Below are 26,059 nucleotides of genomic sequence, written 5' to 3'. Positions count from 1 at the left end.
ACTCCCACCATCTCCTTCAACTAATTAAACGGAAGCAATTTGTGGCCCCTTACAGGAATTTAAAATTTCTTTATTCTCCTTCCATTCCTTGGACTACGTGAACCTTTTCAAGAGCCCTCGCGAACGCCATGTAGGTTTCCTCTCCAAAAAGGTAAAAGGCTATCTCCCTGAGGTTGGTGTCCTTTTCTTCCTCAAGATACAGCACTACTTCCTCCAGCATCGCCTTGGCACACTTATCGACGGGGAATCCCCCAATACCGGTGCCAAAGGCAGGAAACGCAACCCTCTCTATGCCGAGTTCGTCGCACTTATATAAGCTGTTCTGCGTAGCTTCCCTTATTATGGCCTCGCTCGTCTTGAGGTCCTGTCCCATCACAGCAGCATGGATTATGTAGTCCACATCCAAGTCGCCAGCCTCTGTCACTATGGCTTCTCCAACCTTAATGGGGCCCCGCTCCACTGCCTCCTTTTCTATGGACTCTCCTCCTCTCCTCTTTATAGCTCCTGCTACACCAGCTCCCATCCACAAGTGGTTGTTGGCTGCATTGACTATGGCATCACCGTCATATTGAGTTATGTCTCCCTTTACAAGCCTTATTACCGTCTTTCCGACCTTTCGCTCGGAAACCATATTCTCTCCTCCCGTGTCGTTGCGAAATTGTGCAATCCCTGAAAACCACTACACATTATTATTATAAAATAAAGTGGCCCTAAGAGCGATAGCAGGGCCACTTTATCGCATTATCAGCCTTTTTTCAGAATCTTACTCCACACTAATACGCTTTAGCGAAAATGGCTAACCTCGCTCCTTCCTTGCCGGTGTAGAAGCATTTGCCTCTTGCATGCTCTTCATCCAAGGGGAAGCAGCGAACTGTGGCCATGGTCTCCTCTTTTATAGCCCGTTCATCTTCCTTGCTTCCAGCAAAGTAGGCCTTTATAAATCCACCCTTTTCTGCAAGGACCTTCTTGAACTCATCAAAGGATTCCACAAAGTGGGTATTAGATTCTCTGAAGTCCTTGGCTCTCTTGTAAAGGTTGGCTTGGATGGCCTCCAAGGTTTCTTTGACCACCTCGGGAGCCCTATCCCAGGACACATCGAATCTCTCACCAGTGTCCCTCCTCACCAACCTAACCGACTCCTTGCTGTACTCTTTTTCGCCTAGTTCAATCCTCAAAGGCACTCCACGCTGTAGATGGTAAAAGAACCTGTCCGCTGGCCTCATGTGATAGTTGGTGTCGACTTTTACGCTTCTCTTTCCTAATATATCGTTCAATGTGGCAGCCAATTCCTGTGCTTTAGGCTCATAAAGTTCCGTAACTTTGGCCTCTTCAGCGCCTAAGGGCAGAATGACGGCCTTCACGGGAGCCACGTTAGGCGGCACAATCAAGCCATCGTTGTCAGAGTGGGTCATTATTATGGCCCCTATAAGCCTGGTAGATACTCCCCAACTGGTTGTCCAAGCATACTCCAAGGTCCCTTCTTTGCTCTGGAAGGTTATATCGAAGGCCTTGGCAAAATTTTGACCGAGAAAATGGCTAGTCCCCGCTTGAAGGGCTTTCTTGTCGGTCATCATGGCTTCGCACGTATAGGTATTGTCTGCTCCGGGAAAACGTTCACCCTCCGACTTCTCCCCAGTTATCACTGGCAGGGCCAATACCTCCTCCATTATCTTGCGGTACACCCCAAGCATCTTGAGGGTTTCCTCCATGGCCTCCTCTTTAGTGGCATGAGCGGTGTGTCCTTCCTGCCACAAGAACTCCGAGGTTCTGAGAAAAAGTCTTGACCGCTTCTCCCACCTCATTACGTTGCACCACTGATTTATGAGGATTGGAAGGTCCCTCCAAGACTGAACCCATTTGCTGTACATGTGTCCTATTACCGTTTCCGACGTTGGCCTTACCACCAAAGGTTCTTCAAGTTCCTCGCCTCCAGCATGGGTAACCACCGCGCACTCAGGAGCGAACCCCTCCACGTGATCTGCTTCTTTCTCCAAGAAAGAATTGGGTATAAGAAGGGGAAAGTAAGCGTTGACGTGCCCCGTGTCCTTGAATGCTTCATCAAAATGCTTCTGTATCATCTCCCAAAGGGAATACCCATTGGGCCTTATGACCATGCAACCTCTGACAGGAGCGTAGTCCGCCAACTCCGCGGCCTTTATGACGTCAAGGTACCATTGCGAGTAATCTTCTTCCCTCGGTGTAATATTTTTTGCCATCTTTAATCCTCCCCATCCTACTCACTTAAGAGTTTCTTGGATTCCAAAATCACAAAATTCCTCTTAACAAACTAACATGCAGATTATTTTAGTAAATATACAGTCGTTGTAAAGGAAACCTTCCAACTTGCCTCATGGATACACCAGTTCACCATAATCTCTGGGGCTACCCAAGGAGTATCCGAAACTCCAATCCCCTTCGTCATCGTACACGACGAATATCTTACCATCCAAAATCTTACCGGGCAGGGTTACAGCCAGGCCAGTCTCCCAAACCTCTCTTGCGTCTTCCCAATCCTCCGGGTAAACTCTTCCACCCGTTGCAAAAAGATCCACATAAACTCTTCCCCACCAGCTCTCCGTTAGAGCCTTACGATAGGTAAGGCCAGCCCAAGCAGCGTTTTCTCCCTTCAGCGGGTGGTAGGCTCTGGAGTACAACTCATTTTTGGCTCCCAGATATGCTGAGAACCAAGGACGTCCCTGGTCACCCAGGATCGCCCCTCCCCTGAAAATCACCTTGGAAGATTGCCCCAGAGGTAATATGGAACGTACCTCAAGCCTTCCAAGAAGCATAGAATTGTCCTCTAACCAACCAGCAACGTTAATCTCCGTTCCTTTTTCCGGGTCTATGGGATCATCCCTGTTGTCCCACGCTATGCCTATCGAAGGGCCATGGAAGCTGTGATTTTCGCCCTCGTAGCGAGCCTCACCCATTTTATAACCCAGATACCACCTAAGCTCTCCTGTCTTGATGTACTCGCCGACTGTTAAGCCATATTTTTTCCACTCATATGCACCTAACCCCTCTGGTTGGTACTCTTCCTTCAAAGCAAACAAATCCAACCCAAACCTCATGGATTCATCGTCAATTATTCCAAGGTACCCTACCTGGGCTCCCCAGTTTTCTCCAATACCTGTTTTGACGTATAGGACATCTCCTTCATAAACTACATCTCTCATAAATAGGTCCCCATAAAGCTGTCGGTTGGGGGACAAATTGGAAGCGTAACCTGACAGCACAAATTGGTACGGAGGTTCCTTTTCCACCTTTATTATCACTTTGGCCGTGGAAGAAGTCTTTCTCTGAACAACATAAGACGCCTCCTTTATTCCCTCACTCTCTCTGAGGGACCTGCACACTTCCTGAAGCCTACTTACGTCCAGAGGCTTTCCTATGCAATCCTCGCAGGACTCCAATATTTCCTTCGCTACCTCGCCTCCCATGCCCTCTATGGCTATACTCTCCACTACGGGCTTTTCTGGACGCATTCTCCCTGTCTTGGCAACACCTCCACCTCTAAACAGGGCAAGCACCTCTGGCATCTTATCAGCGGCTGCTATGTAGCCTCTTTCGATTATCTCATCCCAGCCTCTGGTGGATAATATGGAAACCTTGGAAACATCAGGAGTTATGAGGACATCAGCATATCTTGCATCTTCCTCTACGGTTCTTCTGGTCATTACGGTTATGGACTGATCTATAACGTCCATAACCGTACGGATCTCTTCCTTGCTTTTACCCTTTCCCGTCACGTCCACCGCGACTATTGGATGGTTAGGAAATATCTTTTTTGCTATCCTTACTGGTAAATTTGCAGCAAGTCCTCCATCCACCAGCATCCGTCCGTCCATCTCCCAAGGTTCGAAAAGTCCTGGAATGGACATGGATGCTCTCATGGCTGAGGCAAGGTCTCCTTGCCTTATGACTACGGCCTCACCGGACACCAAATCTGTAGCAACTGCGGCAAAGGGTACAGGTAAGTTATCGAAATTGTTCACAGGACATACACTGGTCCACCTTGCAAAACGTTCGATCAAACGTTTTCCTCGCATGGCCCCCTTGGGGCCCTCTACTCTCCAAGACTTATCCATGTCTATCCTCAGAAGGGTCTGCTGTTCCGCTAGGGCCCTTTCCCCAATGGCCATTTTTGAGGGAGCCGTCCTATCATATAAAAGTTCAGTCAAATCTATATCGCCTATGATTTTCTCGAGTTGTGGGGCGTCATATCCGCAGGAAGCAAGGGCCCCCACCAGGGATCCCATACTGGTACCAACGATCCCCACAACTGGAACGTTCCTTTCTTCCAGGGCCTTTATAACCCCTATGTGAGCCAGGCCTCTGATTCCACCTCCCGAAAGAACCAAGACCACACCCCCGTCTGCTGCAGCTGTTACCCCATTAAAAAAACACATAAAAAAGGCAACCCACACGGACAAAAAAAACAAAGCCCCTTTTTTTGGCATTCTCAACTATATGCACCCTTTCTTCGTTTATTCCAAAACCCGTTCTTTTATAATATATTATTAGGTATTCATTCAACAAAAATAATCAGTCCCACGAAATAACTTAGGAGGAGACTAAAGAATGAGTTCTTACAACAATAAAATCCTTGGGGTTTTAGGTGGCATGGGGCCTGCTGCGACAGCCGAGTTCTTGAGACTTCTTGCCACAATGGCTCCAGCCCAAAGGGATCAAGACCATCCCAAGATATATCTTTTATCCAACCCTCAGATACCTGACAGGACTCAAGCCATACTGGGAGCCGGTGAGGATCCCTTCGGCCTAATCAAGGAAGGACTCGAGACTCTAGCCAAGTGGGGAGCCCACATTCTGGCAGTCCCCTGCAACACAGCCCACTTTTTCATAGACAAGATGGGTGACTTACTACCTGCGCCTTTAGTTCACATTGTGACCTCCACCCTAGACGAAGCACTAAATAAAGACGAAAGGGGCGCTTGGCTTTTGGCAACAGAAGGAACCATCAAGACAGGACTCTACGATGCCCACGCAAGCCAAAAGGGCTTTCAACTGTATAAACCAAACCCCAACGTACAGAGAACAATAACCTCTGCCATAACAGCCGTGAAAGAAGGCCGCCCAGACAAAGCAAAGAAGGCACTAAGAAACGCCGTTGAAGAGCTTTGGAGTGAACAGGACCTACCTGTCATAGCAGCGTGCACTGAGCTTCCCATTGCATACGAGGCTGCCTCCCTTCCCAAAGAAAGGATGATCTCAAGCCTGGAGGCTTTGGCTAGGGCATGTATTAAGGAACTTTACTGAACTTCATCGTCTTTTCTCTGGTCACGCAGATGGAAAGTTTTGCGGTTCCAATAGAGTTTGAGCTGTTCTCGGAGGTAGGGGATCAGAGTTTCCCTGGTGATCACTTCGTGGCTTACTTTCTCAACAGGCTCATTTCCATTGCACCTGAAGACGGGAGACTTGGGACGAGCCAGTATTTGACTGGGATAGACGCTCCTATGTCCACTTATGACGAACGCCACTATGCATGAGGCCGCAGCATATGCCGTAACGCTCGACCCGAAAAGCTCCACAGCCATTATGGTCGCAGCAATAGGAGTGTTAGCCGCACCAGCAAGAACCGCCACGAAACCTATGCAAGCAAAGAGCATGGGGTCCAGACCAAAGATCTTGGCAAAGGTCACCCCAGACGTGGCACCCACGAAGAATGTGGGAGTCAGTATTCCACCGCTTCCACCTACTGATAATGTGATGCTCGTAAAAATAGGTTTGAGGAAAAAGGCAAGAAGGGGCACATCTTTCCCCGATAATGCCTGCTCTATGGTCTCAGTTCCCAAACCGAAATATCTCGTTCCAAAGAGCAATCCGAGCACCAGGAGTAAACAACCTCCATAAAAGGCTTTCTTGTAGGGCCCTATTGAGGTTTTGCCCGAAAGTCCTTCAACAGCTTTGATTATTTCTATATGAAGCAAAGCCACAAGGCCGAAGAAGACCCCTGATGCTATGGCCAAAACAAATCCGCTTTCAGAAAACGTTGCGTGAAGCTCTACAGGAAACTTGAAGTACTCTACGCCCAAAAGGGACGCCGTCTGGAAGGCCACCATTCCGCTGATGAAGGACGGCAAAAGGACGTCGTACAAAACCTGCCCGATGAAGAGTACCTCAAGGCCAAATATGGCCCCAGCTATGGGAGTACCAAAGATGGAAGCAAAACCTGCAGATATACCACATACCACTAGCTTCTTACGGTCAATGTCGTTAAACCTGAACAAACTAGCCATGGAAGAGGTAATACCAGCTCCTATCTGGGCACATGGCCCCTCTTTGCCTGCGGATCCCCCCACCGAGAGGGTTATAACCGTAGCCAAAAGCTTTACGGGAACCACAACAATGGGTATTCTGCCTGAACGCATGTGAATTGCCTCTATGACCTTCTCGGTCCCATGACCAGCAGCATCTGGTGCAAAGGTTTTAACGAGATATGTACTCACCACCAACCCTGCCGGCAAAAGGACAAAGCTCCAAGGGGAATACTTCAGGACGAAATCTATACTCTCATGCAGAATCAGCAAGAACAAAGAAGCCGCCGCTCCAACTACCACACCAGCTAATATAGCCAAAAATATCCACTTGAAAAGAGAATAAAAAAGTATTCCAATCTCGGCGGTTATAGACAACAGCGACTTTCGCATAAAGTTCACTTTCCCCTCCCTTGAATTTAGGATTAAAGTTTACACCAACTGTGGTTATTTATTGGTACTACTGTAAAGCTTGATCTATGGCCTTCTTTATGGTGTCCCAGTCGGGAACACCTCTAAAAATGACCTTGCGGTTCAACACCCACGTCACTTCCGTGGATTTGATACCCAGAAGTAAAACGTCCTTCAAAGCTACGATGTTCCTCGGATCGACCAGATCCAATTCCAATCTGTCCTTATAATTCTCCTTGATCTTAACCAAGAGCTCCCCCACCTGATGGCGAACACCTGCCATGGGAAAGGACTTCATCTCCTCTTCTCCATACTCTAACTCGACACACCCCACACCAAAACCTGGTTGCTCCATGTAAACCTTCAATCTAGGAAGTTTTTTCATATTTCCACCTCTTGTATAATGTATAATCTTTTTCTCTTCTGTGCAAGGTTTCTAACGGTTCCTGCTTTCTTCAACCCATCGCTCCAAGAGAACTAACGCTGAAAGATCGTCCAAGTCCCGTGGAGGGACTCTAAGAGACCTGGGAATCAATCTCATAATCCCCCTGGGTGGATGGAGTCTCCAATACAGGTTCCTGGCCTTTAGGGTGGAGAAAGCTTCATCAACTAATACGTATTGAACTCCTTTTGCTTCCAGAACCTTGCGAAAAAGGCCACTTCCCGTTCCCTTTCCCAAAAGGACCATCTCTGGCCTCTCCAATGTGAAGGGCTTATCACCTTCAGTAGCCCAACTTTCCAAAAGAGCTCCTTCTTCCCTAAGGACGGCATCTATAAAATCCTCCATCCTGTCTGTAGGGGTTATGCCGCATAAAAGAAGCTCTCCTTTTGAGGTACCAAAAGCCCAACCGAACTTTCCTCGGCCAGGGTCCATGGCCAGTATCATCGTTTTCTCTCCCTGGTGGAGGCCCACCGGTCATAGAGCCACATCCACTGTCCGGGAAACCTCAAGATCCACTGGCTTATGACGTCATTGCACATCGCAGCGGACTCCTCCAAGGAATCCTCAAACTTTGATCCTTTAGGCTGCAATGGCTCCAAAAAGTACAGGTCATGCCTTATGCCGTCTTCTCTTCTTATTATGAAAAGAGGTACAATCAAGGCTCCGAGCTTGTCCGCCATCTTCAATGGTCCGTATGGTGTGCTCGCATCAACGCCCAAAAATGGCACCACCACACCTTTGTCCCTGAAGTCCTGATCCAGCAAGACTCCCAAAAGCTCCCCTCTTTTAAGACAGGCTAGGGCGCTTTTCAGATCAAACCCCTTACCTATGGTCTTTACTCCGCAGCTTGCCCTAAGGTCCTCTATTAAATTGGTTATCCTTTCATCCCTCTGCTCCGCTCCTATTGCGTTCATTGGATAACCAGAAAGCCCCAAATAAGCAGCTGCAAACTCCCAATTGCCTATATGGGCTGTAAGCAAAATCACTCCTTTGCCTTGCGAAAAGGCGCTTTTGAGGTTTTCCTCTCCATGAACAGTGACATATTCAAAAAGGCCCTCCCTCAACTTGGGAAGAAGCACAAACTCCGAGAAGCCCCTTCCAAGGTTTACATAGGAGTCCCTTACTATCTTTCGTGCCTTGGTCACTCCTACCCCTAACACTTCCACACATCGTTTCTCCGCTTCGTCAACTTTCTTTTTGGAAAGTGCCCAAACACATAGCCCCAAAAACCCCCCAAGACGCACTGCAACCTTATGAGGCAAAATACTGGTCAAGTGCATAAAAAATTTAATAGCACCCCATATGAAGTTGTTTCGTCTGTCCTTGTTCTCTGCCATATTGTGCTTGTCCTTTCCCGAAAAAGTTTTCTTAAAACCTACAGTCCATTAAGCTCTGAAAGTCTTTTAAGCATAACCAAGTCAGTGGTGACCATGCCTTCCCTGCTCAACAAGCCTATGGACCTGGCGGTTTCCACAAAATCCTCAGATATTAACCCCTGGGCAACAGGAAAGCTTCTGTCCTTTAGGGCCAGCAAAGCACTGGTGTAGGCTTCCCCTGCCGCTGTAGATACCTTGAGCGCACATGCTTCTTTCGCTCCATCGCATATCATGCCAAGCAAAGAAGCCGCCAAGAAACCTACTGCCTGCTGGGCCTGCTGATAAGTTCCACCACAAAGCCTCACAATGGCTGCAGCCGCCCCTGACCCGGCTGCTACGGCACAACCACATATGGGCGTCAGGCGGCCAGTGTGAGCTTTTATGGCACTGGTAACCATGTGGCTAAGGGCCAAAGCTTCTGCGAGGGACCTTTTGTCCTTCTTTAGCCTTTTCGCCACTATGGTAGGCGGTAGAATGGCTGTTATTCCGTGGTTTCCACTCCCCGCACTACTCATCACCGGGTATGATCCTCCTGCCATTCTAACATCCGCTGCAGCACCGCAAACAGCCTTAATCCCCATCAGGATATCCTCTCTTGAAAAATCTTGCATGTTGATCGTATACCCCACACCTATACCCCACGGCTCCTTCAGGCCTGCCTCAGCTACTTTCAAATTCATCTCCGCTCCCGAGACCAAAAACTCCTCGTCTTCTTGGGTTATCTGATCTGCAAGTTTCCACAGCTCCTTCATGCCCATGTTCATCAGCTCGTCTACATGTCTGGGTCTAGTCTGAGATGTCGAATCCACCTCCAGCAACCTTCTTGTTATGTTCCCGTCCTTCCTTACCTCAACGACCCTGTCATGCTTTCCTGAAACAACACACGACGCACTGTGGCCACCACCATAAACATCTGCCTCCACGTAGACGGATGGCACGTCCTGCACCACTTCCTGCGTCACCCCTCCGCTTTGGAGCATCCTCAAAGCTTTTTGTTGGGTTTCTTCTCCGATCCCCTCTAAAACCATCAGGCCTTTATCGGGATTACCTCCTAATGCCCCTAAAGCCGCTGCCAAGAGGTTACCTCTTTTGCTCTTAAGGCCAGGTATCCCCACACTTAGTCCGTTTTTGAAGATGTTGGCAGAAAGCTTAAGATGTATACGCTCCACATCTGATGCAAGTTCTTTAGCCGCTACAGAGGCAGCTAGGGCCACAGCCCCAGGCTCAGTACATCCCAGGGCAGGTTTCACTTCCTCTCTGATAAACGTAGATATGTTCATCTAACATTCCCCCCAGGCTTATTGACTCACCAACACCTCATTATATTAACCTCTAGGACATATTTACGGTAGGCTGATTTATCCTTTTGTCTTGACTATTCCCTTCATGAGTGTTACTAATTAACAAAAAAGTATGAAAGGAGCACCTACAATGGCTACCCGCAAGCTGACTGGCTGTTCCCTTTTTGTAGCGTTGGGGATTTTGTTGCCCATGCTCTTCCACCTGTTCGGTCTTGGGAAAATATTCCTGCCCATGCACATCCCGGTTTTCTTGGCTGGATTGCTTCTGGGCTCCCGTGAGGGATTGCTAGTTGGAACACTCACTCCATTGCTATCCTCCTTGCTCACAGGAATGCCTCCCATGGTGCCCCCAATAGCACAACTTATGATTTTTGAACTTGGGACATACGGATACGTCTCCGGCAAAACCAGAGAAAAGGGCATGAACATATACATCTCCATGGTGCTAGCCATGACGGCAGGCAGAACTGTTACTGGGATCGTAGGTTGGGGGCTTTTGCCCCTCTTCGGACTACCTAGATTCCCGCTTTTGTTCCCCTTCACTACCTCTTTAGTGGCTGGATTGCCTGGCGTTATAATGCAAATTTTAGTTTTGCCGCCTTTGACCTTCGCTCTGGAACGCGCAACCATCTACATCCAAGGAAGGGAGCACGAAAAAGTTGGATAATGTGGTTAGTTACTTTGATGCTATAGCCCCAAGCTGGGACAAGAAAATACAAGTTGACTACAGGTTGATTAAAAACATCCTACAGGAAGTCCAAAGCCCCACAGGCCCTTTCAAATCCATCCTGGACATCGGTTGTGGTACAGGAACTTTATTTCCCCTGCTCTTGGAGCGCCTGCAAGAGAATGGTACCCTCTGGGGCCTGGATCCATCAGCCAAGATGCTTGAAGTGGCTTCTGCCAAGTTCAATGATCCCAGGATAAAGCTAATTAAGGCCTTCAGCGAAAACATACCTATTGAAGACGAAAGCATTGACTTGATAACTGTATTTTCCTGTTTTCCCCACTTGGAAGACAAACGAGCATGCTTAAAAGAGTGGTTTCGGGTCCTTGTCCCAAAAGGGATGGCCTTCGTGTTTCACTCTCAGAGCAGAGAAAAAATCAATTCAATTCATAAAGCTCTTCCATCTCCAATAAACAATCACCTTCTGGACTGTGCTGAGACCGTAGCCCAGTGGGCTTCTGAAGAAATGTTTTCCGTATTGAAGACCCAAGACGACGACACCATGTATCTTTTGATTCTTCAAAAACCCTGAATAAAATAAAGCAGGCGATGGGATATTCCTCGCCTGCTTTATTTTCTTAATCGCAAGGACGCTATCTAGTTGCTCAAGAGCGTGAGCATAGCACCTGCTGCAACTGCCGTTCCTATAACTCCTGCCACATTTGGGCCCATGGCGTGCATCAGCAGGAAGTTCGAAGGATTTTCCTGAGCGCTTACGCGCTGAACGACCCTTGCCGCCATGGGAACAGCAGAAACCCCTGCAGCACCTATCATCGGGTTGATCTTGCCTCCAGAAAGGATCTTCATAAGCTGGCCGAAGAGAACACCTCCGGCAGTTGAGAAGATGAAGGCCACAAGCCCAAGGAATATGATCTTTATAGTGCCTATGGTAAGGAACGAGTCAGCCTGCATTGTAGCACCCACCGTAAGTCCCAGGAATATAGTCGTTGCGTTCAGTATCTCGTTCTGGGCTGCATGGCTGAGCCTTTCTGTTACCCCGCACTCTCTAAGCAAGTTACCGAACATGAGAACACCTATCAGGGGTACCGAAGCTGGAAGGATAAGCCCTGCAGCGATGGTACAAATAATTGGGAAAAGGACTCTCTCCCTCTTGCTCACTGGGCGAAGGCTGTCCATCCTTATAGCCCTGTCCTTCTTAGTAGTAAGAAGCTTTATTACAGGAGGCTGAATTAGAGGAACCAACGACATGTAGCTGTAAGCTGCAACTGCCACAGCTCCTAGAATCTGGGGGGCCAGCTTCATCGTAAGGTATATGGAGGTCGGACCATCAGCACCGCCTATGATGGCTATAGATGCTGCCTCCTGCACGGTAAATCCGAGCATCAAAGCTCCGAAAAGAGCTATGAAAACTCCCAACTGGGCAGCAGCCCCCAGCAAAAAGGTTATGGGATTCGCCAAGAGGGGCGAAAAGTCCGTCAATGCACCAATACCCATGAATATTATGACCGGGTATATTTCGTGCTCTGTACCAAAGAAGACGTATCTCAAAAATCCGCCTTCATCCATTATTCCCGATAACGGCAAATTGACGAGCAGACAGCCGGTAGCAATAGGGACCAGAAGAAGGGGCTCAAATCCCTTTGCTATGGCAAGGTAAAGCAGCACGAAAGCCACTATCAGCATTATTATGTTACCTAAGGTCAACCCTGCAAATCCTGACTGGGTCAGGATAGTCGACAAGGCCTTAAAATACAGTTCCATGGCCTCTCACCCTTTCAAGCTGGACTAGCCCAAAACTACGAGCACGTCACCGGTATTGACTGAATCGCCGTCTTTTACTCGCACCTCTTTGACAGTGCCGGATACTGGCGCCTGGATTTCGTTTTCCATTTTCATGGCTTCCAAAATAAGGAGAACATCCCCGCTGTTCACCTGAGCCCCAACGCTCACTGCCACCTTTAGGACTTTACCGGGCATGGGAGCCTCAACAACCTCACCGCCTGCTGGTGCGGATGCTGGAGCGGCCGCAGGCGCCGGAGCTGGCGTTGGCGCGGGAGCTGGAGCTGGTGCTGGCGCAGCAGGTTTGCTCGCCGCAGGAGCGGCAGCAGGCGCTGGCGCAGCTGCTGCTTGAAGTTCCTCCACTTCCACCTCGTAACTTGTACCATTAACCGTGATCCTGTATTTGCGTGCCATTGTTTCTCCTCCTTATCGACTTTTAAAAAATTTTCTAGTAATTACTTCTGTCAATTTTGGGTTATTCCAGGCCTTCGGAAAGTTCCATCCTTGCTGCAAGCTTCCAAGCCTTGGCAGCTTTCATGCGCCCCGTACTAACGGGAGCGGCCCTGCGTATGGAGGTAACCACGCCGCCACATGAGGCCGCTATAGCCGCTGCTATCACGGCCGCTATCTCTTCATCCTTGGCGGCAACCTGGGCTACCTTTGGGGCCACCGGAGCAGAAGGAGCAGAGGTGGCCGTCTTTACAGCCCCTCCTCCCTTGCCAGCGGGCTGTTCTTTCTTGTTCCCTGCCGCTATGAACCTAACTGCATATATGACCAGGGTCAATCCCATGAGTACAAGAAAGACCACTGAGAACGCAATCATAGCCAGGGCAACTGCACCGCTTGTTCCTTGAGAAAATCTCTCAGCAAAAGTTGTCATCCCCATATTGAAACCTCCCTAATGAGGCATTACGCCGTGCTTCCTACGAGGTCTCAGAGCCCGCTTGCCTTCCGTCTGGACGAGTGCATTGTAAATCTCCAACCTCGTCTCCTCAGGCAGAATCACGCGATCCACGAAACCTCTCTTGGCAGCCTGATATGGCGTGGCGAAAGCAGCCCTGTATTCCTCTATCTTCTTGGCCCTCTCGGCCTGAGGATCTTCAGCAGATTCTATCTCTTTGCGGAAGATGATGTTGGCTGCGCCCTCTGCACCCATAACTGCTATCTCGGCCTGGGGCCATGCCAATACCACGTCCGCCCCAAGGTCCTTGCTGCACATGCCAAGGTAGGCGCCACCGTACGCCTTTCTCAGAACCAGGGTAATAAGAGGCACCGTGGCCTCACTGTAAGCATAAAGGAGCTTTGCACCGTGTCTTATGATTCCACCAAGCTCCTGGGCCTTTCCTGGGAGATATCCAGGCACGTCAACAAAGGTTACGATAGGAATGTTAAAGGCATCGCAGTAGCGGATGAACCTGCTGGCCTTATCGGAGGCATCTATATCCAAGCATCCAGCCATCACTGCGGCCTGGTTTGCGATGATGCCTATCACATAGCCGCCTACACGAGCAAAGCCAGTTACGATGTTCCTTGCCCACATGGGCTGAACTTCGAAAAACTCACCGTTGTCAACGATCTTCTCTATGACGTCCTGCACCTTGTATCCCTTGTTGGGGTTGGTGGGAACTATGTCACGAAGGGCCATTTCGGTCCTATCTACAGGGTCATCGGTCTCAACGAATGGAGGCTCTTCCATGTTGTTGCTGGGAAGGTAGGAAAGAAGTTTGCGTATCTGCGCGAAGCACTCTTCCTCATTGGCAGCGAAGAAATGGGCGTTACCAGAAATCTGGTTGTGGGCTCTGGCTCCACCTATCTGCTCGCTCGTTACGTCCTCGCCGGTAACAGCCTTGATAACGGCGGGGCCAGTTATGTGCATTATCCCTATCTTGTCCACCATGAATATGAAGTCTGTCAGAGCCGGGCTGTATACCGCACCACCGGCCGCCGGTCCCAGTATGGCTGAAAGCTGAGGAACGACACCGCTGGCAAGGGTGTTACGGAAGAAAATGTTGCCGTAACCTGACAAGCTATCCACAGCCTCCTGTATGCGTGCACCGCCAGAATCATTCAAGCCTATTACTGGAGCACCATTGGTCACCGCAAGGTCCATAACCTTGCATATCTTTTTGGCGTGCATTTCTCCCAAAGAACCACCCATGACGGTGAAGTCCTGGCTGAAAACGTAAACCAAGCGGCCATCGATGGTTCCGTACCCTGTGACAACACCATCGCCGGGATAGACCTTCTTTTCCATCCCGAAGTTTGTGCACCTGTGCTCCACGAACTCATCGATCTCCACGAAGCTTCCTGGATCCAGCAGCTTGTCGATCCTCTCGCGAGCCGTAAGCTTGCCCTTTTGATGCTGCTTTTCGATAGCCTTGGCACCACCACCACTTCGGGCTTCTTCCCTGCGTCTCAGAAGTTCTTCACACAACTCTCCGATGTTACGCTCACTCATTTTGCTTCCCCCTTAACTTTATGCCGATAATTCCTTGCCTCAGTTTCTTTCACTGAGTTCAAGGAGAACGCCGCCAGTCGACTTGGGGTGAACAAAGGCTATACGAGCCCCTCCAGCCCCGTACCTAGGCTTTTCGTCTATGAGGCGTACGCCTTTCTGCTTCAGTTCTTCCAGCGCCTCCTCAAGATTTTCCACTCTTATGGCTATATGATGGATACCCTCGCCCTTTTTCTCTATGAACTTGGCTACGGGGCTATCCTCGTCAGTGGCCTCCAAGAGCTCAACTTCCGTGTCCTTTATGGGCAAGAAAGCCGTTTTTACCTTTTGCTCCTGCACTTCCTCTACACCTTCACACTTGATGCCCAAGGTAGCTTCCCAAAACTTCAAAGCCTCCTCGATGCTCTTTACCGCTATGCCGATATGGTCCACCACAACAGGTTTCATACTGCTTAACCTCCTTAAAATGCAGGTCATACATCTTACCTTAATGCATGACCTGCGTTCAAAATTCTGATGGAAATTTTAAAAGGTTCTATGGCACCAGTTGACAAACTCAACAACTGTTTACGTGTTTTCTGATATTTATTTTTTCCGCTTCTCGGCGACCGCCTTTTCCAGCCACTCTATGCAAGTCTTGGTTGGAGTTCCAGGTCCGAAAATAGCTCCAACCCCCATCTCAAGAAGAGCGGGAACATCGTCTTCGGGTATAACTCCTCCGCCAAAGACTATTATGTCTTCTGCATTTTTTTCTTTAAGGAGCTTTATTATTTCCCTGAAGTAGTGCTCATGAGCACCGCTCAAGATGCTGACCCCTATGGCGTCTGCGTCCTCCTGAATGGCCGTTTCCACTATACTTTCTGGAGTTTGCCTGAGGCCTGTGTATATTACCTCCATGCCCGCATCCCGAAGTGCCCGGGCCACAACTTTGGCTCCCCTGTCATGGCCATCGAGACCAGGCTTTGCGACTACCACTCTGATTTTTCGTTCCGACATCACCGTCGCACCTCCCGTATCACTTCTTGTAATCCTACAGAACTATATTTTCCTGATACTCGCCAAACTCCTCGCGGAGAACGCCACAGATCTCACCCTCGGTGGCGTAAACCTTTACAGCCTCAATGATAGCGGGCATGAGGTTTCGGCTTTCATCGCGGGCAGTCTCCCTGACCACTTCAAGAGCACGCCTTACGGCCTCTCCGTCTCTTCTGCTCTTCATTTCCTGCAGGGCCTTTACCTGGTTCTCTCCAACCTTGGGGTCTACTTTCAAAAGTTCTCTCTTTTCGCCCTGTTCGTCCACGGTAAAGCGGTTGACTCCAACGACTACAGCCTCTCCGCTTTCAACGGCCTTCTGGTAGTTGTAGGCTGCATCCTGGATCTGCTGCTGGACGTAACCATTTTCTATGGCCCTCAGCATGCCACCCATTTCGTCGATCTTGTTTATGTACTCCAGCGCCTGTCTTTCTATCTCGTTGGTCAGGCTCTCTATGGCATAGCTCCCCGCCAACGGATCCACCGTGTTGGCTACGCCAGACTCGTAGGCGATTATCTGCTGGGTTCTCAAGGCTATACTTACGCTCTTTTCAGTGGGTAGGGCCAACGCCTCGTCGAAACTGTTGGTATGCAAGGACTGAGTTCCTCCCAAGACTGCAGCCAAGGCCTGAATGGCCACGCGCACTATGTTGTTCTCTGGCTGCTGAGCTGTCAGCGTGCTGCCAGCAGTCTGGGTGTGGAAACGGAGCATAAGGGCCTTTGGATCGGTTACTCCAAACCTTTCCTTCATTAGTTTGGCCCAAAGCCTTCTAGCTGCCCTGAACTTGGCTATTTCCTCGATGAAGTCGTTGTGAGCGTTGAAGAAGAACGAAAGCCTTCTACCGAATACGTTGGGGTCAAGCCCCTTGGATACGGCAGCCTCAACATATGCAAGACCGTCAGCCAACGTAAAGGCCACTTCCTGAACGGCAGTCGCACCGGCCTCTCTTATGTGATAGCCAGAAATAGATATGGTGTTCCATTTGGGAACGTGGGTGCTGCAGAATTCGAATATGTCGGTTATCAACCTCATGGAAGGTTTAGGTGGGAAAATGTAAGTACCCCTAGCAATGTACTCTTTCAAAATGTCGTTCTGGATGGTACCAGAAAGCTTATCTGCCGATACTCCCTGCTTCTCTCCAACAGCTATGTACATGGAAAGAAGCACTGATGCCGGAGCATTGATGGTCATGGACGTGGAAACCTTGTCCAGAGGGATCCCGTCGAAGAGCACTTCCATGTCAGCCAAGCTGTCTATGGCGACCCCAACCTTACCTACCTCACCCTGGGCCATGGGATGATCCGAGTCATACCCTATCTGGGTAGGCAGGTCGAAAGCTACGGAAAGACCCGTCTGGCCCTGCTCCAGAAGATATCTGTAACGGGCATTGGATTCTGCAGCGGTAGCAAAACCAGCGTACTGGCGCATCGTCCAGAATCTGCCGCGGTACATGGTGGGCTGCACACCCCTGGTATAAGGATACTCACCAGGGAATCCAAGATCCTCAACATAGCTTCGGCCCTCCAAGTGAGCTGGCGTGTATAGCCTCTCCAGGGGAAGGCCTCCTCCGGTCTTGAACTCTTCCTTTCGCTCAGAGAACTTCTGAAGGCTCTTTTGAACCTTCTCGTCGTACTTTTTGGTACCTTCCTTGATCTTTTCAAGTTCTTCCTTATCAAACACTTCAGGACGCCCCTTTCCTTCTTAAGCGTTCTGTCTCCTTCATACATATAGTGAAGGGATATTCAATCTCGAAACATTATTTATCATAAGGCCAAATAATGCAAGCATTTTCTTAGAATTGCAAGACAAAAGACTACAAATTATACAATCGACAATCTCAGTTCACTGTCTTAACAATCATAGTGGTGAAAATTACCATACAAAACAACGCGACTGGGTAAGCTGCACCATAGCCTGCAGCGCAGTCTTCACTATCTGTAGCGCTAATAGCTGCTCCCAAACCTGGAGTGCTTGTCATTGCGCCACATATAGCTCCGGCTAAAATAATCCAATTAATCTTCCACAATTTCCGCCCCAAAAGATAACCGATCAATATAGAAAGAAGCGCCGTTATCGTGCTTATACCCACTAGCATAAAGCCTCTTTCCAAAAAAATCTCTATTATTGCAGGTCCAGCCATCAATCCAGCGGAAGTCAAAAAAAATGCGAGGGACATATCCCTCAATATGGCCAAAATTTTTCTATCCATGCGCATATCCAAAGGACCTATCCTCTGAAAAGCTCCAAAGATCAGAGATACGAGTAAAGCGCCACCTGTGGTGCCCAAGCTCACCTTTCCTATCCACGGAACAGGAATAAAAATGCTTCCAACGAACATCCCCACCACGATACATATCAAGAAAGATGCGATACTGAACACATTCGAATATACTTTCGAACAGTCATTGGCTCTTTTGTCATTCAACGAATTTACCATTTTTTCCAGATCTGCTCTCTCTTTTTCGATATCAATCTTCAACAAAATAGGCGCCAATTGCACAAACAGCACAACAGCTAGTACCCCAAATGGATATGCTATAGTGTAGCCTGCTACCACTCCTGGATTTCCTGCAGACGATTCCAGTGCCGCCCCAAGATCTGGAGAACTAGTTAAAGCTCCGACATATGTGCCCGCTGCAACGTATGGGTCAACAAAACCTCCAGCAAAATGGGTAAAAACCCATGTGCTGGCTGCTCCAACACCGGTCACTGCCACAGAAAGGGCTGCAAACTTCAACCCATAGCTTTTCATAAAGACGATTACATCCTTTGCTGCCAATAGCCCTACGCTCACAACAAAAATTATCAAATTCCAATAAAAAAATGTTTTCCCCACTTGTAATCCCAAAGCTCCGAATATCAAACCAGAGAAAAGGCATCCAGAAAGTCCCAAGGAAACCTTACCCACAGCAACTTTACCTAACAAAACCCCTATGGCGGTCGTCACAACCAGGACAAATATTTCGTTGCTTAAAAGATTCGCAAACACGTGCATTTTTGTATCCCTCGTTTTTTATTCTTTACTACACGCCCACCTAACTGGTTCCGTTTCGTACAGGTCATTCCCGTAGGCATCAATTACAACGATCGCAGGAAAATTCCTGACAGTAAACTTCATCACCGCCTCAGGGCCCAAATCCTCGTAGGCTACCTTCTCCACGCGAACGACGCTCTTGGCCAACAGCGCTGCCGCCCCTCCGACAGCTCCAAAATAAACGGCCTTATACTTTTTCATGGCTTTTTTAACCTCTGGGGACCTTCTGCCCTTCCCTATCATCCCCTTGAGTCCCAACTTAAGCAGCATAGGAGTGTAAGGATCCATCCTGCCGCTGGTGGTCGGCCCCGCAGATCCCACAACCCATCCTGGAGGGGCAGGAGCAGGACCAACGTAATAGATGACCTGACCCTTAAGGTCGAAAGGCAAGGGCTCTTTGTCCTCTATGGCCTTGATCATGCGCTTATGAGCTGCATCCCGCGCCGTATAAATGTCTCCGCTGATAAGGACCCGGTCGCCGGATTTGAGGCGCATCACGAGCTCATCGTCCATTGGCGTTTTAATCTCTATGGTCTCTATCACGAAAATCTCCCCCCTAAATGGTCACTTCTGCGTGTCTGCAGGCATGGCAGCAAATATTTACCGCAACAGGAATTCCAGCAATATGTCCCGGAACAAACTCTATGTGAACCGCAAGACAAGAGGTCGTTCCTCCCAGTCCACCAGGTCCTATGCCTAGATCGTTTATCTCTTTCAATATCTCTTCTTCAAGTCGAGAATAGCGGGGATCTTCATTACGTGATCCTACTGGCCTGGCTGTGGCTCTCTTGGCTATCAATGCCGCCTGCTCCATGGTACCTCCTATCCCTACTCCTATAACGGTTGGTGGACAGGGATTAGGCCCAGCCTCCATTACCGTTTGGACCACGAACTTTTTCACCCCTTCAACGCCTGCAGCGGGAGTGAGCATCTTGAGGGCACTCATGTTCTCACTACCGAACCCCTTCGGCATGGCAAGAATTTTCACTCTGTCTCCTTTCACTATCCTGGTATGTATGACTGCTGGGGTATTGGTGCCGGTGTTCTTCCTGTCAAAGAGGGGGTCGGATACCACAGACTTTCTGAAATAACCCTCCTCGTACGCTCCCTTAACTCCCTTATTAACGGCCTCCTCCAAGGCACCTCCTACAAAGTGAACGTCTTGCCCCACATCCAAAAAGACCACTGCCATCCCCGTGTCTTGACACATGGCTATCCCTTTGTCCCTTGCTATGTCGTGGTTTTTCAGAATTTGGTCCAATATGTCCTTGCCCAAAGGAGACCTCTCATGTTTGTCCTTCATGTCCATAAGGGCATTGTATACATCTTGGCCAATAGACGTATTGGCCTTCAAAAAAAGAGATTTGACCGCCTCCTCTATCATACCCACATGTATCTCCCTGACGTTCACAGGCTCACTCTCCTTCCTGATTATCCAAACCTCTTATACTGGAGGTTTTTTCATGCCAGAACCGGTAAGAGGAATAACTACCAAGTCACTGGGGTTTATAAGGCCCATCTCCCTCAGGATGCCCTCTGCCGCTGGTGCTACAGCCGAGGTAGGCTCCACCAATAATCCTTCTTCCTTGGCTAACCTAACCTGTTCAGCTGCTATCTTTTCTTCAGAGACCACCACTACCCTTCCGCCAGTAGTACGCACAGCGCTAAGCATCTCGTTAAGCCTAGGCGGGTCTGAGACGGCTATACCCTCCGCAATAGTCTTGCCTATTCTCTTCCTCTGTCTGGTGAAGGCATTGTAAAGAGGACTACACTGCTCTGCTTGCACAGCAAATATCTTAGGCATTCTTTTCGTTAAGCATCTTTTCATAAGCTCCCTGAAACCTTTATAGAGCCCCAAGAGCATGGTTCCATTGCCAGCTGGAGACAAAACTGCATCGGGCGCCACCCCTCCAAGCTGCTCCCAGATTTCAAAGGCCAGTGTCTTGGTTCCTTCTAAGAAAAGGGGGTTCCATACATGGCTGGCGTAAAACATCTTTTCGGCCATCTCCAACCCCTTCTTTGCCGCTTCAGACCTTCCTCCAGGCACCTCTACAACACAAGCTCCAAAGGCAGCAATCTGCTTCTTCTTCACCTCAGACGTTCCTTTAGGAACCACCACATGAGCCTTTATACCGGCCCTGGAAGCGTATGCTGCAACTGAGGCTCCTGCGTTGCCAGAGGAATCTATGACTAAACTATCGCAACCAGCTTCGACGGCATCCGCCACTACCATGACCGCCCCTCTATCCTTGAAAGAGCCCGTGGGGCACAGAAAATCCAGCTTCAAGAACAAATTCTCTCTCCCCAAGGCAGGAATCAAGGGGGTCCCACCCTCGCCCATGGAAAGATCTTCATTCACTAGGGGCAGCGCTGATGAGTAGCGGAATATACCCCTCTTTGAGGAATCCATATCCAGGGTCTGCCAATCAGTAGTCGAAGAAAGAGGCTTACCACACAAACATCTCGGAGGTCTTAAATGAGGTTCATAACTTTTGCCGCACTCGGGGCAATATATCCTAAGTCCCATATTTTAAACCACCATCTCTGAAGTAGATTTTCTATATAAAGGCTACGGGGATAAATATACCACAGCAAATCACTATACACCTCAGCTTAACTTAGCCATTTGACATTATTTATTTTTAGGATTATAAATTGCTTTGCAATGGGGGAGCCTGCCATATGCGGGCTGAGAGGAGATGTATTCTCGACCCCTTGAACCTGATCCGGGTCATGCCGGCGTAGGAAATTGCATCGCTTTTCACCGACCTTATCTTCCTAACCCCTTCAAGCATGATTTGGATGGTTCCCCCCTAGACAAGGCCATAAGGCCCTTATGAGAAAGGAGGGATTCCCCGTGAAAGACGAAAGGATAAAGCTCATAATAGAGGGAGCCCTTGCCGCTTCCTTCGCCCTGGCCCTTTCGTATCTGAGGCTGTGGCACATGCCCCAAGGAGGCTCAGTGACTTTGGAAAACGTGCCCATACTCCTTTTTGCACTGCGCAGGGGGCTGAAGGCTGGAGTGGGCGCTGGAGCCATCGCAGGAATACTACAGCTGATCCTGAGTGGCTACGTGGTACATCCAGTGCAAGCCCTCTTGGATTACCCCTTGGCCTTCGGCGCATTAGGGGCTGCAGCCCTCATCAAAAAACCTCTCTGGGGAGGGCTGGCCTTAGGATCAGGGTTACGGTTTTTGTGTCATCTCCTTTCTGGAGTAGTCTTCTTCGGAAGCTACGCCCCGGAGGGAACCAACGTCTGGGTTTATTCCGCAGTATACAACGGAAGCTACATGATCCCAAACTTGGTACTGGCCGTAATTTTAACCTACCTGATATGGCCACGGCTCAAAAATCTGTAAAGAGAAAGGGGGAGGCAAATCTTGCCTCCCCCTTTCTTGCCATCACCTTCGTAGAGAACTAAAACTCCCATTCAATCATTATTCTTTCTCGTATAAGCCTCATCTTCCTGGCAACTCAGCCACTTACTCCAATCTATGCCAACGAAACCGCTTGCGATATAAATACCTATACCAGCTAGCGGGGCCTTTTCCCTCAGCACAAATATAAGAGAAAAAGCTAAAACCCAAAGAAAAGCGGCCTTTTGTTTATTCAGAAAACCTTTCTTTATCCCTTTCAAGTTGCCAAAGGGCACAGAGGATATCATAAGCAGGCCAGTGCCCACAGCTATAAGCGCCATAACAGCAGGATGCACTTCAACACCCGCAAAGACAAAGGAAGCCAGAAAATGTCCTCCAGCAGGTATTGGGAGTCCCTTGAACGGCCCTGGGGCATGCTCCACATTGAAGCGAGCAAGCCTCAAAGCCCCACAGAGAGCGAAAAAAGCAACCGCAAGGGCGCCCATCGCTCCGCCGAAGCCTCTCAAATAATAGGCATATATCAACATAGCAGGTGCAACACCGAAGCTTACCACATCCGCCAAGCTGTCCAGCTCGCCACCAAAGGCGCTGCTACCACCCATTAGTCTTGCGACCTTACCATCCATGAAATCAAAAACCACGGCCATGTATATGAGAATCACCGAGGGAACATAATGGCCGTGCAAGGTCAAAACCAAGGACAACATGCCGCACAGCATGTTGCCGCTGGTTATCATGTTCGGTACCAACTTCCTGAAGGGTATCTTCTCACGCCTCTTCCTCAAAGCTATCCTCTCCTATTATCGATATTCCTGCTTTGACTTTATCTCCGACTTTGACCACCGGGTTGACGCCATCGGGCAGGTAAAGGTCCACTTTAGAACCTAATTTTATCATACCTATCCTGTCACCACGCTTAAGTCTTTCGCCCATATTTACCGTTGAACTTATTCGTCTGGCCAAAAAGCCCGCGATTTGAACCACCATGGCCCTGCCTCGCTTAGTATCAAGGCCCACGTAAAATCTTTCGTTCAGCTCAGAGGCCTTGGGCTCAAAGGCCATCCATTTCTTGCCGGGAGCGTATTCCAGAAAGGCAACATCTCCATCGTAAGGACACCGGTTCACGTGGACATCAAGAGGAGACATGAAGATACCCACCTTGCACGCTTCCCCCGTGAAGGGGTGATAAGCCCTTTCGATCTCCACAACCTTACCATCGGCTGGGCTGACCCAAGCGCCCTCAATGTTGGGAGCTTCTCTTTCAGGGTCCCTGTAAAACCAGAGCAAAAAAAGACCTACAACACCGAAAAGTGCAGCCAAATATATGTTTAAAAACGAAAAACCAAGACAGAGGGCCAGCGCAACAAGGATGCTGGCCCTGCCCTCTGAAGCAATCTTCATGGCGAACTATTCTCCTTCATCTTCGTTGCCGTGTATCACGCTGACATCCGCTACCTCGTCGCCCTCTTCGAGCTTTACGACCCTGTAGCCTGTAGCCACCCTGCTCAAGATGGAGATATCTTTTGCGTCCAGCCTTATAACTCTTCCCATGCTCGTCATGAGCATAACCTCGTCCTCGGGAGCAAGGCTCCACGAGCCCACCAAAAGGCCGGTCTTATCAGATATGGACATTGCCTTTACCCCACCGCTTCCTCTATGGTGGCAGGTAAACTCACTGTACTCGGTCCTCTTGCCTACTCCTTTTGCACTGACCAGGAAGGTCTGCTTGCCCTCCTTTATAACATCGCAACCCACTACTATGTCACCGGAAGCCAGACGTATTCCTCTTACTCCCTTAGCCTGTCTCCCCATGGGACGGAACTCATCTTCCTTCACCCTCAATGCTTTCCCATGAGCTGTCACGAAGAGCAATTCATCCTCTCCTGATGTAAACCGCACGCGGGCTATCTTATCCCCTTCTCCAAGGGAAAGCACTATCCTTCCTGCTCTTGTGAGGTTCACTAGTTCCTCTGCGGGCAAACGTTTGGCTGTCCCCTTTTCCGTTATGAAAAATACATACTTTGCCCCCTTGAGCTTACTGTCCGCAACGGCGACTATGCTTTCGTTTGCATCAAGGTTTATGTAATTGCTCACCAGCCTTCCTTTGCCAACTTTCGGCTCTGGGAGGACATGCCCTTTTATGGCGTAGACCCTGCCCCGGGAGGCGAACAGGAATATATCCCTGTGGGTCGAGGAAACGGTGATGATCGCGGCTTCATCACCGCTTTTGGGCGTTGCACCCTTGACGCCCTTGCCACCCCTACCCTGACAGCGGTAGGTCTGAAGGGGCATTCTCTTGATATAGCCATCCCGTGAAAGTATCACCACTATCTCTTCTTCAGGAATCAGATCCTCGAACTCCACGTCCTCTTCAGCGCTCATGATCTCCGTTCGCCGCTTATCGGCAAACTTGGTTTTCACCTCCAGGAGTTCCTCCTTGACCACCTCATCAAGCACAGCTGCGCTGGAGAGGATGCTCTCGTATCTTGATATGTCTGCCAAAAGTCCAGCTAGCTCCTCCTCCAGGCGATACTTCTCCAAACCTGTCAACCTTTGAAGGCGCATATCCAAAATGGCCTGTGCCTGGGCTTCGGTAAAACCAAACTGCTCTATCAGGCCCGCTCTGGCTTCTGCGGTATCCTTTGATCCTTTTATGAGGGCTATAACCTCATCTATCATGTCTATGGCCTTAAGAAGCCCTTCGACTATATGAGCCCTCTCCTTAGCTTTGCGCAGCCGGTAGGCCGTCCTCCTTCTAACCACGCTACGCCGGTAATCCAGGAAAAGGCTTAGCATCTGGGTTATGGACAGAACCTTAGGTTCCCCGTCCACAAGAGCCAAATTGATGATGCCAAAGGTCGTCTGAAGCTGAGTTCTTCTGTAAAGTTGCCTCAGGGTCAAGTTGGGATCTGCATCCCTGGACAACTCCAATACTATTCTTATACCCCTCTTGTCCGACTCGTCCCTAAGGTCAGTTATACCGTCAAGGACCTTGTTCTGAACTCCCTTTGCTATGTTCTCAAGTAGGCTAGTCTTGTTGACCATGTACGGAATCTCGGTTATCACTATGGCGCTTTTCCCTCTCTTGCCCTCTTCAACGTGAGTCTTGCCCCTTACAGTTATCTTGCCTCTTCCCGTCTGGTACGCCTCGACTATCCCGTCCCTGCCCAGGATTATTCCCCCTGTAGGGAAATCTGGTCCAGGCATCCTCCTCAATATCTCGTCTAGTTCCGGCTGAGGTTCCTCCAAAAGATAACACAAAGCATCAATTACCTCTCCTAGGTTATGAGGGGGGATGTTCGTGGCCATACCCACAGCTATTCCTGTGCTTCCATTTATCAATAAGTTGGGGAGCCTGGTGGGAAGGGTCAATGGTTCCTGGAGAGAATCATCGAAGTTGGGCCCCCAGTCCACAGTCTCTTCGTCTATGTCCGAAAGCATCATCTCGCCCATAAAGGAAAGGCGAGCCTCTGTGTACCTCATGGCCGCTGGCGGGTCCCCATCTACGGAGCCAAAGTTACCCTGTCCGTCAACCAAGGGATACCTCATGGTGAAATCCTGGGCCATTCGGGTCATAGTGTCGTAGATTGCCGAGTCTCCATGGGGATGGTACTTACCCATGGTCTCACCGACGACCCTGGCCGATTTCTTGAAGGGCTGAGTGTGCCTCAATCCCAATTCCAGCATGGCATAAAGTACCCGCCTTTGGACGGGTTTAAGCCCATCGCGGACGTCAGGAAGCGCTCTCCCCACTATTACGCTCATAGCGTAATCCAGATAACTATGTTTTATCTCTTCCTCCAAGGGCAAAGGAACCACTTTGCCAAAAGGAAGAGTTCCTGAATTCCTTTCCATAATCTACCTCTCCTTCTTAATAGCAACGATCAAT

At 49.4% G+C, this 26,059-nt stretch carries 26 protein-coding genes and 1 riboswitch; of the genes, 4 read left to right on the top strand and 22 right to left on the bottom strand.

The annotated features are described in order from the left end of the window. Positions 1-70: 70 nt before the first annotated feature. The 3 genes from V7Z69_RS05310 to V7Z69_RS05300 form a co-directional block, all read right to left on the bottom strand. Positions 71-631, bottom strand: a complete 561-nt coding sequence (locus V7Z69_RS05310; RefSeq protein WP_014162573.1) for a macro domain-containing protein — start codon at positions 629-631, stop codon at positions 71-73. 142 nt (positions 632-773) lie between these two features. Next, complete coding sequence (gene proS, locus V7Z69_RS05305) at positions 774-2,216, bottom strand: proline--tRNA ligase (protein WP_014162572.1); 1,443 nt, start codon at positions 2,214-2,216, stop codon at positions 774-776. A gap of 132 nt (positions 2,217-2,348) precedes the next feature. After that, positions 2,349-4,409 carry a patatin-like phospholipase family protein gene (locus tag V7Z69_RS05300; protein WP_334138961.1) on the bottom strand — a complete coding sequence of 687 codons (2,061 nt, stop codon included), beginning with the start codon at positions 4,407-4,409 and terminating at the stop codon, positions 2,349-2,351. 172 nt (positions 4,410-4,581) lie between these two features. Between V7Z69_RS05300 and cuyB the strand changes: the two genes are divergently transcribed. Continuing rightward, the gene (cuyB, locus tag V7Z69_RS05295; protein WP_014162570.1) at positions 4,582-5,277 is read left to right on the top strand and encodes a cysteate racemase; all 696 of its coding nucleotides are present in this window, start codon (positions 4,582-4,584) and stop codon (positions 5,275-5,277) included. Here the strand turns inward: cuyB and V7Z69_RS05290 are convergent. From V7Z69_RS05290 to V7Z69_RS05270, 5 genes are all read right to left on the bottom strand, one after another. Then, positions 5,271-6,668 (bottom strand): chloride channel protein, encoded by a 1,398-nt coding sequence (locus V7Z69_RS05290; RefSeq protein WP_041445717.1) that lies wholly within the window; start codon positions 6,666-6,668, stop codon positions 5,271-5,273. The genes cuyB and V7Z69_RS05290 overlap by 7 nt on opposite strands. A 67-nt stretch (positions 6,669-6,735) precedes the next feature. Continuing rightward, positions 6,736-7,071, bottom strand: coding sequence for a hypothetical protein (locus tag V7Z69_RS05285; RefSeq protein WP_014162568.1), 336 nt, complete (start codon positions 7,069-7,071; stop codon positions 6,736-6,738). A 51-nt stretch (positions 7,072-7,122) separates the two neighbouring features. Further along, positions 7,123-7,572, bottom strand: coding sequence for a RuvC family protein (locus V7Z69_RS05280; protein WP_014162567.1), 450 nt, complete (start codon positions 7,570-7,572; stop codon positions 7,123-7,125). Continuing rightward, positions 7,569-8,465 (bottom strand): lysophospholipid acyltransferase family protein, encoded by an 897-nt coding sequence (locus V7Z69_RS05275; protein ID WP_014162566.1) that lies wholly within the window; start codon positions 8,463-8,465, stop codon positions 7,569-7,571. Before V7Z69_RS05275 ends, V7Z69_RS05280 begins: the two co-directional genes overlap by 4 nt. A 38-nt stretch (positions 8,466-8,503) precedes the next feature. Further along, on the bottom strand, positions 8,504-9,784 hold the full coding sequence (locus V7Z69_RS05270) for an L-cysteine desulfidase family protein (protein WP_014162565.1): 1,281 nt from the start codon (positions 9,782-9,784) through the stop codon (positions 8,504-8,506). A gap of 151 nt (positions 9,785-9,935) precedes the next feature. Here V7Z69_RS05270 and V7Z69_RS05265 point away from each other — a divergent pair, with 151 nt between their 5' ends. Continuing rightward, the gene (locus V7Z69_RS05265; protein WP_014162564.1) at positions 9,936-10,472 is read left to right on the top strand and encodes an ECF transporter S component; all 537 of its coding nucleotides are present in this window, start codon (positions 9,936-9,938) and stop codon (positions 10,470-10,472) included. A gap of 1 nt (position 10,473) precedes the next feature. Beyond that, complete coding sequence (locus tag V7Z69_RS05260) at positions 10,474-11,064, top strand: class I SAM-dependent methyltransferase (RefSeq protein WP_244406359.1); 591 nt, start codon at positions 10,474-10,476, stop codon at positions 11,062-11,064. Between the two features lie 65 nt (positions 11,065-11,129). Here V7Z69_RS05260 and V7Z69_RS05255 read toward each other — a convergent pair whose 3' ends face one another. The 11 genes from V7Z69_RS05255 to V7Z69_RS05205 all read right to left on the bottom strand — a co-directional run bounded on the left by V7Z69_RS05255 (position 11,130) and on the right by V7Z69_RS05205 (position 21,321). Beyond that, positions 11,130-12,254 (bottom strand): sodium ion-translocating decarboxylase subunit beta, encoded by a 1,125-nt coding sequence (locus tag V7Z69_RS05255; protein WP_014162562.1) that lies wholly within the window; start codon positions 12,252-12,254, stop codon positions 11,130-11,132. 24 nt (positions 12,255-12,278) lie between these two features. Next, positions 12,279-12,686 (bottom strand): biotin/lipoyl-containing protein, encoded by a 408-nt coding sequence (locus tag V7Z69_RS05250; protein ID WP_014162561.1) that lies wholly within the window; start codon positions 12,684-12,686, stop codon positions 12,279-12,281. Between the two features lie 61 nt (positions 12,687-12,747). Next, the gene (locus V7Z69_RS05245) at positions 12,748-13,158 is read right to left on the bottom strand and encodes an OadG family transporter subunit (RefSeq protein WP_014162560.1); all 411 of its coding nucleotides are present in this window, start codon (positions 13,156-13,158) and stop codon (positions 12,748-12,750) included. A gap of 12 nt (positions 13,159-13,170) precedes the next feature. Continuing rightward, a complete protein-coding gene (locus V7Z69_RS05240; RefSeq protein WP_334138956.1) occupies positions 13,171-14,730 on the bottom strand; it encodes an acyl-CoA carboxylase subunit beta in 1,560 nt (519 codons plus the stop codon). Positions 14,731-14,769: 39 nt separating this feature from the next. After that, a complete protein-coding gene (gene mce / locus V7Z69_RS05235; protein ID WP_014162558.1) occupies positions 14,770-15,174 on the bottom strand; it encodes a methylmalonyl-CoA epimerase in 405 nt (134 codons plus the stop codon). A 138-nt stretch (positions 15,175-15,312) separates the two neighbouring features. Further along, positions 15,313-15,723 carry a cobalamin B12-binding domain-containing protein gene (locus tag V7Z69_RS05230; protein ID WP_014162557.1) on the bottom strand — a complete coding sequence of 137 codons (411 nt, stop codon included), beginning with the start codon at positions 15,721-15,723 and terminating at the stop codon, positions 15,313-15,315. A 34-nt stretch (positions 15,724-15,757) separates the two neighbouring features. Then, positions 15,758-17,440 carry an acyl-CoA mutase large subunit family protein gene (locus V7Z69_RS05225; RefSeq protein WP_334138955.1) on the bottom strand — a complete coding sequence of 561 codons (1,683 nt, stop codon included), beginning with the start codon at positions 17,438-17,440 and terminating at the stop codon, positions 15,758-15,760. Between the two features lie 157 nt (positions 17,441-17,597). Further along, complete coding sequence (locus V7Z69_RS05220) at positions 17,598-18,755, bottom strand: aspartate-alanine antiporter-like transporter (protein ID WP_334138954.1); 1,158 nt, start codon at positions 18,753-18,755, stop codon at positions 17,598-17,600. 18 nt (positions 18,756-18,773) lie between these two features. Beyond that, complete coding sequence (locus V7Z69_RS05215) at positions 18,774-19,337, bottom strand: Fe-S-containing hydro-lyase (protein ID WP_334138952.1); 564 nt, start codon at positions 19,335-19,337, stop codon at positions 18,774-18,776. Between the two features lie 13 nt (positions 19,338-19,350). After that, entirely contained in the window at positions 19,351-20,205 is an 855-nt protein-coding gene (locus V7Z69_RS05210; protein WP_334138951.1) for a fumarate hydratase, read from the bottom strand. Positions 20,206-20,238: 33 nt separating this feature from the next. Next, entirely contained in the window at positions 20,239-21,321 is a 1,083-nt protein-coding gene (locus V7Z69_RS05205; RefSeq protein WP_334138949.1) for a threonine synthase, read from the bottom strand. A 130-nt stretch (positions 21,322-21,451) separates the two neighbouring features. Beyond that, positions 21,452-21,559, top strand: a riboswitch (TPP riboswitch). A gap of 92 nt (positions 21,560-21,651) precedes the next feature. Here V7Z69_RS05205 and thiT point away from each other — a divergent pair. Further along, positions 21,652-22,152 carry an energy-coupled thiamine transporter ThiT gene (gene thiT, locus V7Z69_RS05200; RefSeq protein ID WP_014162551.1) on the top strand — a complete coding sequence of 167 codons (501 nt, stop codon included), beginning with the start codon at positions 21,652-21,654 and terminating at the stop codon, positions 22,150-22,152. A 71-nt stretch (positions 22,153-22,223) separates the two neighbouring features. On the opposite strand, the gene pssA is transcribed toward thiT, so the two are convergent. From pssA to gyrA, 3 genes are read right to left on the bottom strand one after another with little or no spacing between them, the layout of a single operon-like run. Beyond that, the gene (gene pssA / locus V7Z69_RS05195; RefSeq protein ID WP_334138946.1) at positions 22,224-22,955 is read right to left on the bottom strand and encodes a CDP-diacylglycerol--serine O-phosphatidyltransferase; all 732 of its coding nucleotides are present in this window, start codon (positions 22,953-22,955) and stop codon (positions 22,224-22,226) included. After that, on the bottom strand, positions 22,939-23,571 hold the full coding sequence (locus V7Z69_RS05190) for a phosphatidylserine decarboxylase (RefSeq protein ID WP_334138944.1): 633 nt from the start codon (positions 23,569-23,571) through the stop codon (positions 22,939-22,941). Before V7Z69_RS05190 ends, pssA begins: the two co-directional genes overlap by 17 nt. 6 nt (positions 23,572-23,577) lie before the next feature. Then, positions 23,578-26,025, bottom strand: a complete 2,448-nt coding sequence (gene gyrA / locus V7Z69_RS05185) for a DNA gyrase subunit A (RefSeq protein WP_334138942.1) — start codon at positions 26,023-26,025, stop codon at positions 23,578-23,580. Between the last annotated feature and the right edge of the window lie 34 nt (positions 26,026-26,059).

Origin of the sequence: Thermovirga lienii (assembly GCF_036847465.1) — a bacterium.
Classification (GTDB): Bacteria; Synergistota; Synergistia; order Synergistales; family Thermovirgaceae; genus Thermovirga; species Thermovirga lienii.
The sequence above is the reverse complement of the archived record's forward strand: the minus strand, read 5'-3'. Positions and strand labels throughout refer to the sequence as shown.

Excerpts from the sequence above, each read along its gene's own strand:
- V7Z69_RS05310 (WP_014162573.1), bottom strand. The coding sequence starts at position 631 with ATGGTTTCCGAGCGAAAGGTCGGAAAGACGGTAATAAGGCTTGTAAAG.
- proS (WP_014162572.1), bottom strand. The coding sequence starts at position 2,216 with ATGGCAAAAAATATTACACCGAGGGAAGAAGATTACTCGCAATGGTAC.
- V7Z69_RS05300 (WP_334138961.1), bottom strand. The coding sequence starts at position 4,409 with ATGTGTTTTTTTAATGGGGTAACAGCTGCAGCAGACGGGGGTGTGGTC.
- cuyB (WP_014162570.1), top strand. The coding sequence starts at position 4,582 with ATGAGTTCTTACAACAATAAAATCCTTGGGGTTTTAGGTGGCATGGGG.
- V7Z69_RS05290 (WP_041445717.1), bottom strand. The coding sequence starts at position 6,668 with ATGCGAAAGTCGCTGTTGTCTATAACCGCCGAGATTGGAATACTTTTT.
- V7Z69_RS05285 (WP_014162568.1), bottom strand. The coding sequence starts at position 7,071 with ATGAAAAAACTTCCTAGATTGAAGGTTTACATGGAGCAACCAGGTTTT.
- V7Z69_RS05280 (WP_014162567.1), bottom strand. The coding sequence starts at position 7,572 with ATGATACTGGCCATGGACCCTGGCCGAGGAAAGTTCGGTTGGGCTTTT.
- V7Z69_RS05275 (WP_014162566.1), bottom strand. The coding sequence starts at position 8,465 with ATGGCAGAGAACAAGGACAGACGAAACAACTTCATATGGGGTGCTATT.
- V7Z69_RS05270 (WP_014162565.1), bottom strand. The coding sequence starts at position 9,784 with ATGAACATATCTACGTTTATCAGAGAGGAAGTGAAACCTGCCCTGGGA.
- V7Z69_RS05265 (WP_014162564.1), top strand. The coding sequence starts at position 9,936 with ATGGCTACCCGCAAGCTGACTGGCTGTTCCCTTTTTGTAGCGTTGGGG.
- V7Z69_RS05255 (WP_014162562.1), bottom strand. The coding sequence starts at position 12,254 with ATGGAACTGTATTTTAAGGCCTTGTCGACTATCCTGACCCAGTCAGGA.
- V7Z69_RS05250 (WP_014162561.1), bottom strand. The coding sequence starts at position 12,686 with ATGGCACGCAAATACAGGATCACGGTTAATGGTACAAGTTACGAGGTG.
- V7Z69_RS05245 (WP_014162560.1), bottom strand. The coding sequence starts at position 13,158 with ATGGGGATGACAACTTTTGCTGAGAGATTTTCTCAAGGAACAAGCGGT.
- V7Z69_RS05240 (WP_334138956.1), bottom strand. The coding sequence starts at position 14,730 with ATGAGTGAGCGTAACATCGGAGAGTTGTGTGAAGAACTTCTGAGACGC.
- mce (WP_014162558.1), bottom strand. The coding sequence starts at position 15,174 with ATGAAACCTGTTGTGGTGGACCATATCGGCATAGCGGTAAAGAGCATC.
- V7Z69_RS05230 (WP_014162557.1), bottom strand. The coding sequence starts at position 15,723 with ATGTCGGAACGAAAAATCAGAGTGGTAGTCGCAAAGCCTGGTCTCGAT.
- V7Z69_RS05220 (WP_334138954.1), bottom strand. The coding sequence starts at position 18,755 with ATGCACGTGTTTGCGAATCTTTTAAGCAACGAAATATTTGTCCTGGTT.
- V7Z69_RS05205 (WP_334138949.1), bottom strand. The coding sequence starts at position 21,321 with ATGGGACTTAGGATATATTGCCCCGAGTGCGGCAAAAGTTATGAACCT.
- V7Z69_RS05190 (WP_334138944.1), bottom strand. The coding sequence starts at position 23,571 with ATGAAGATTGCTTCAGAGGGCAGGGCCAGCATCCTTGTTGCGCTGGCC.
- gyrA (WP_334138942.1), bottom strand. The coding sequence starts at position 26,025 with ATGGAAAGGAATTCAGGAACTCTTCCTTTTGGCAAAGTGGTTCCTTTG.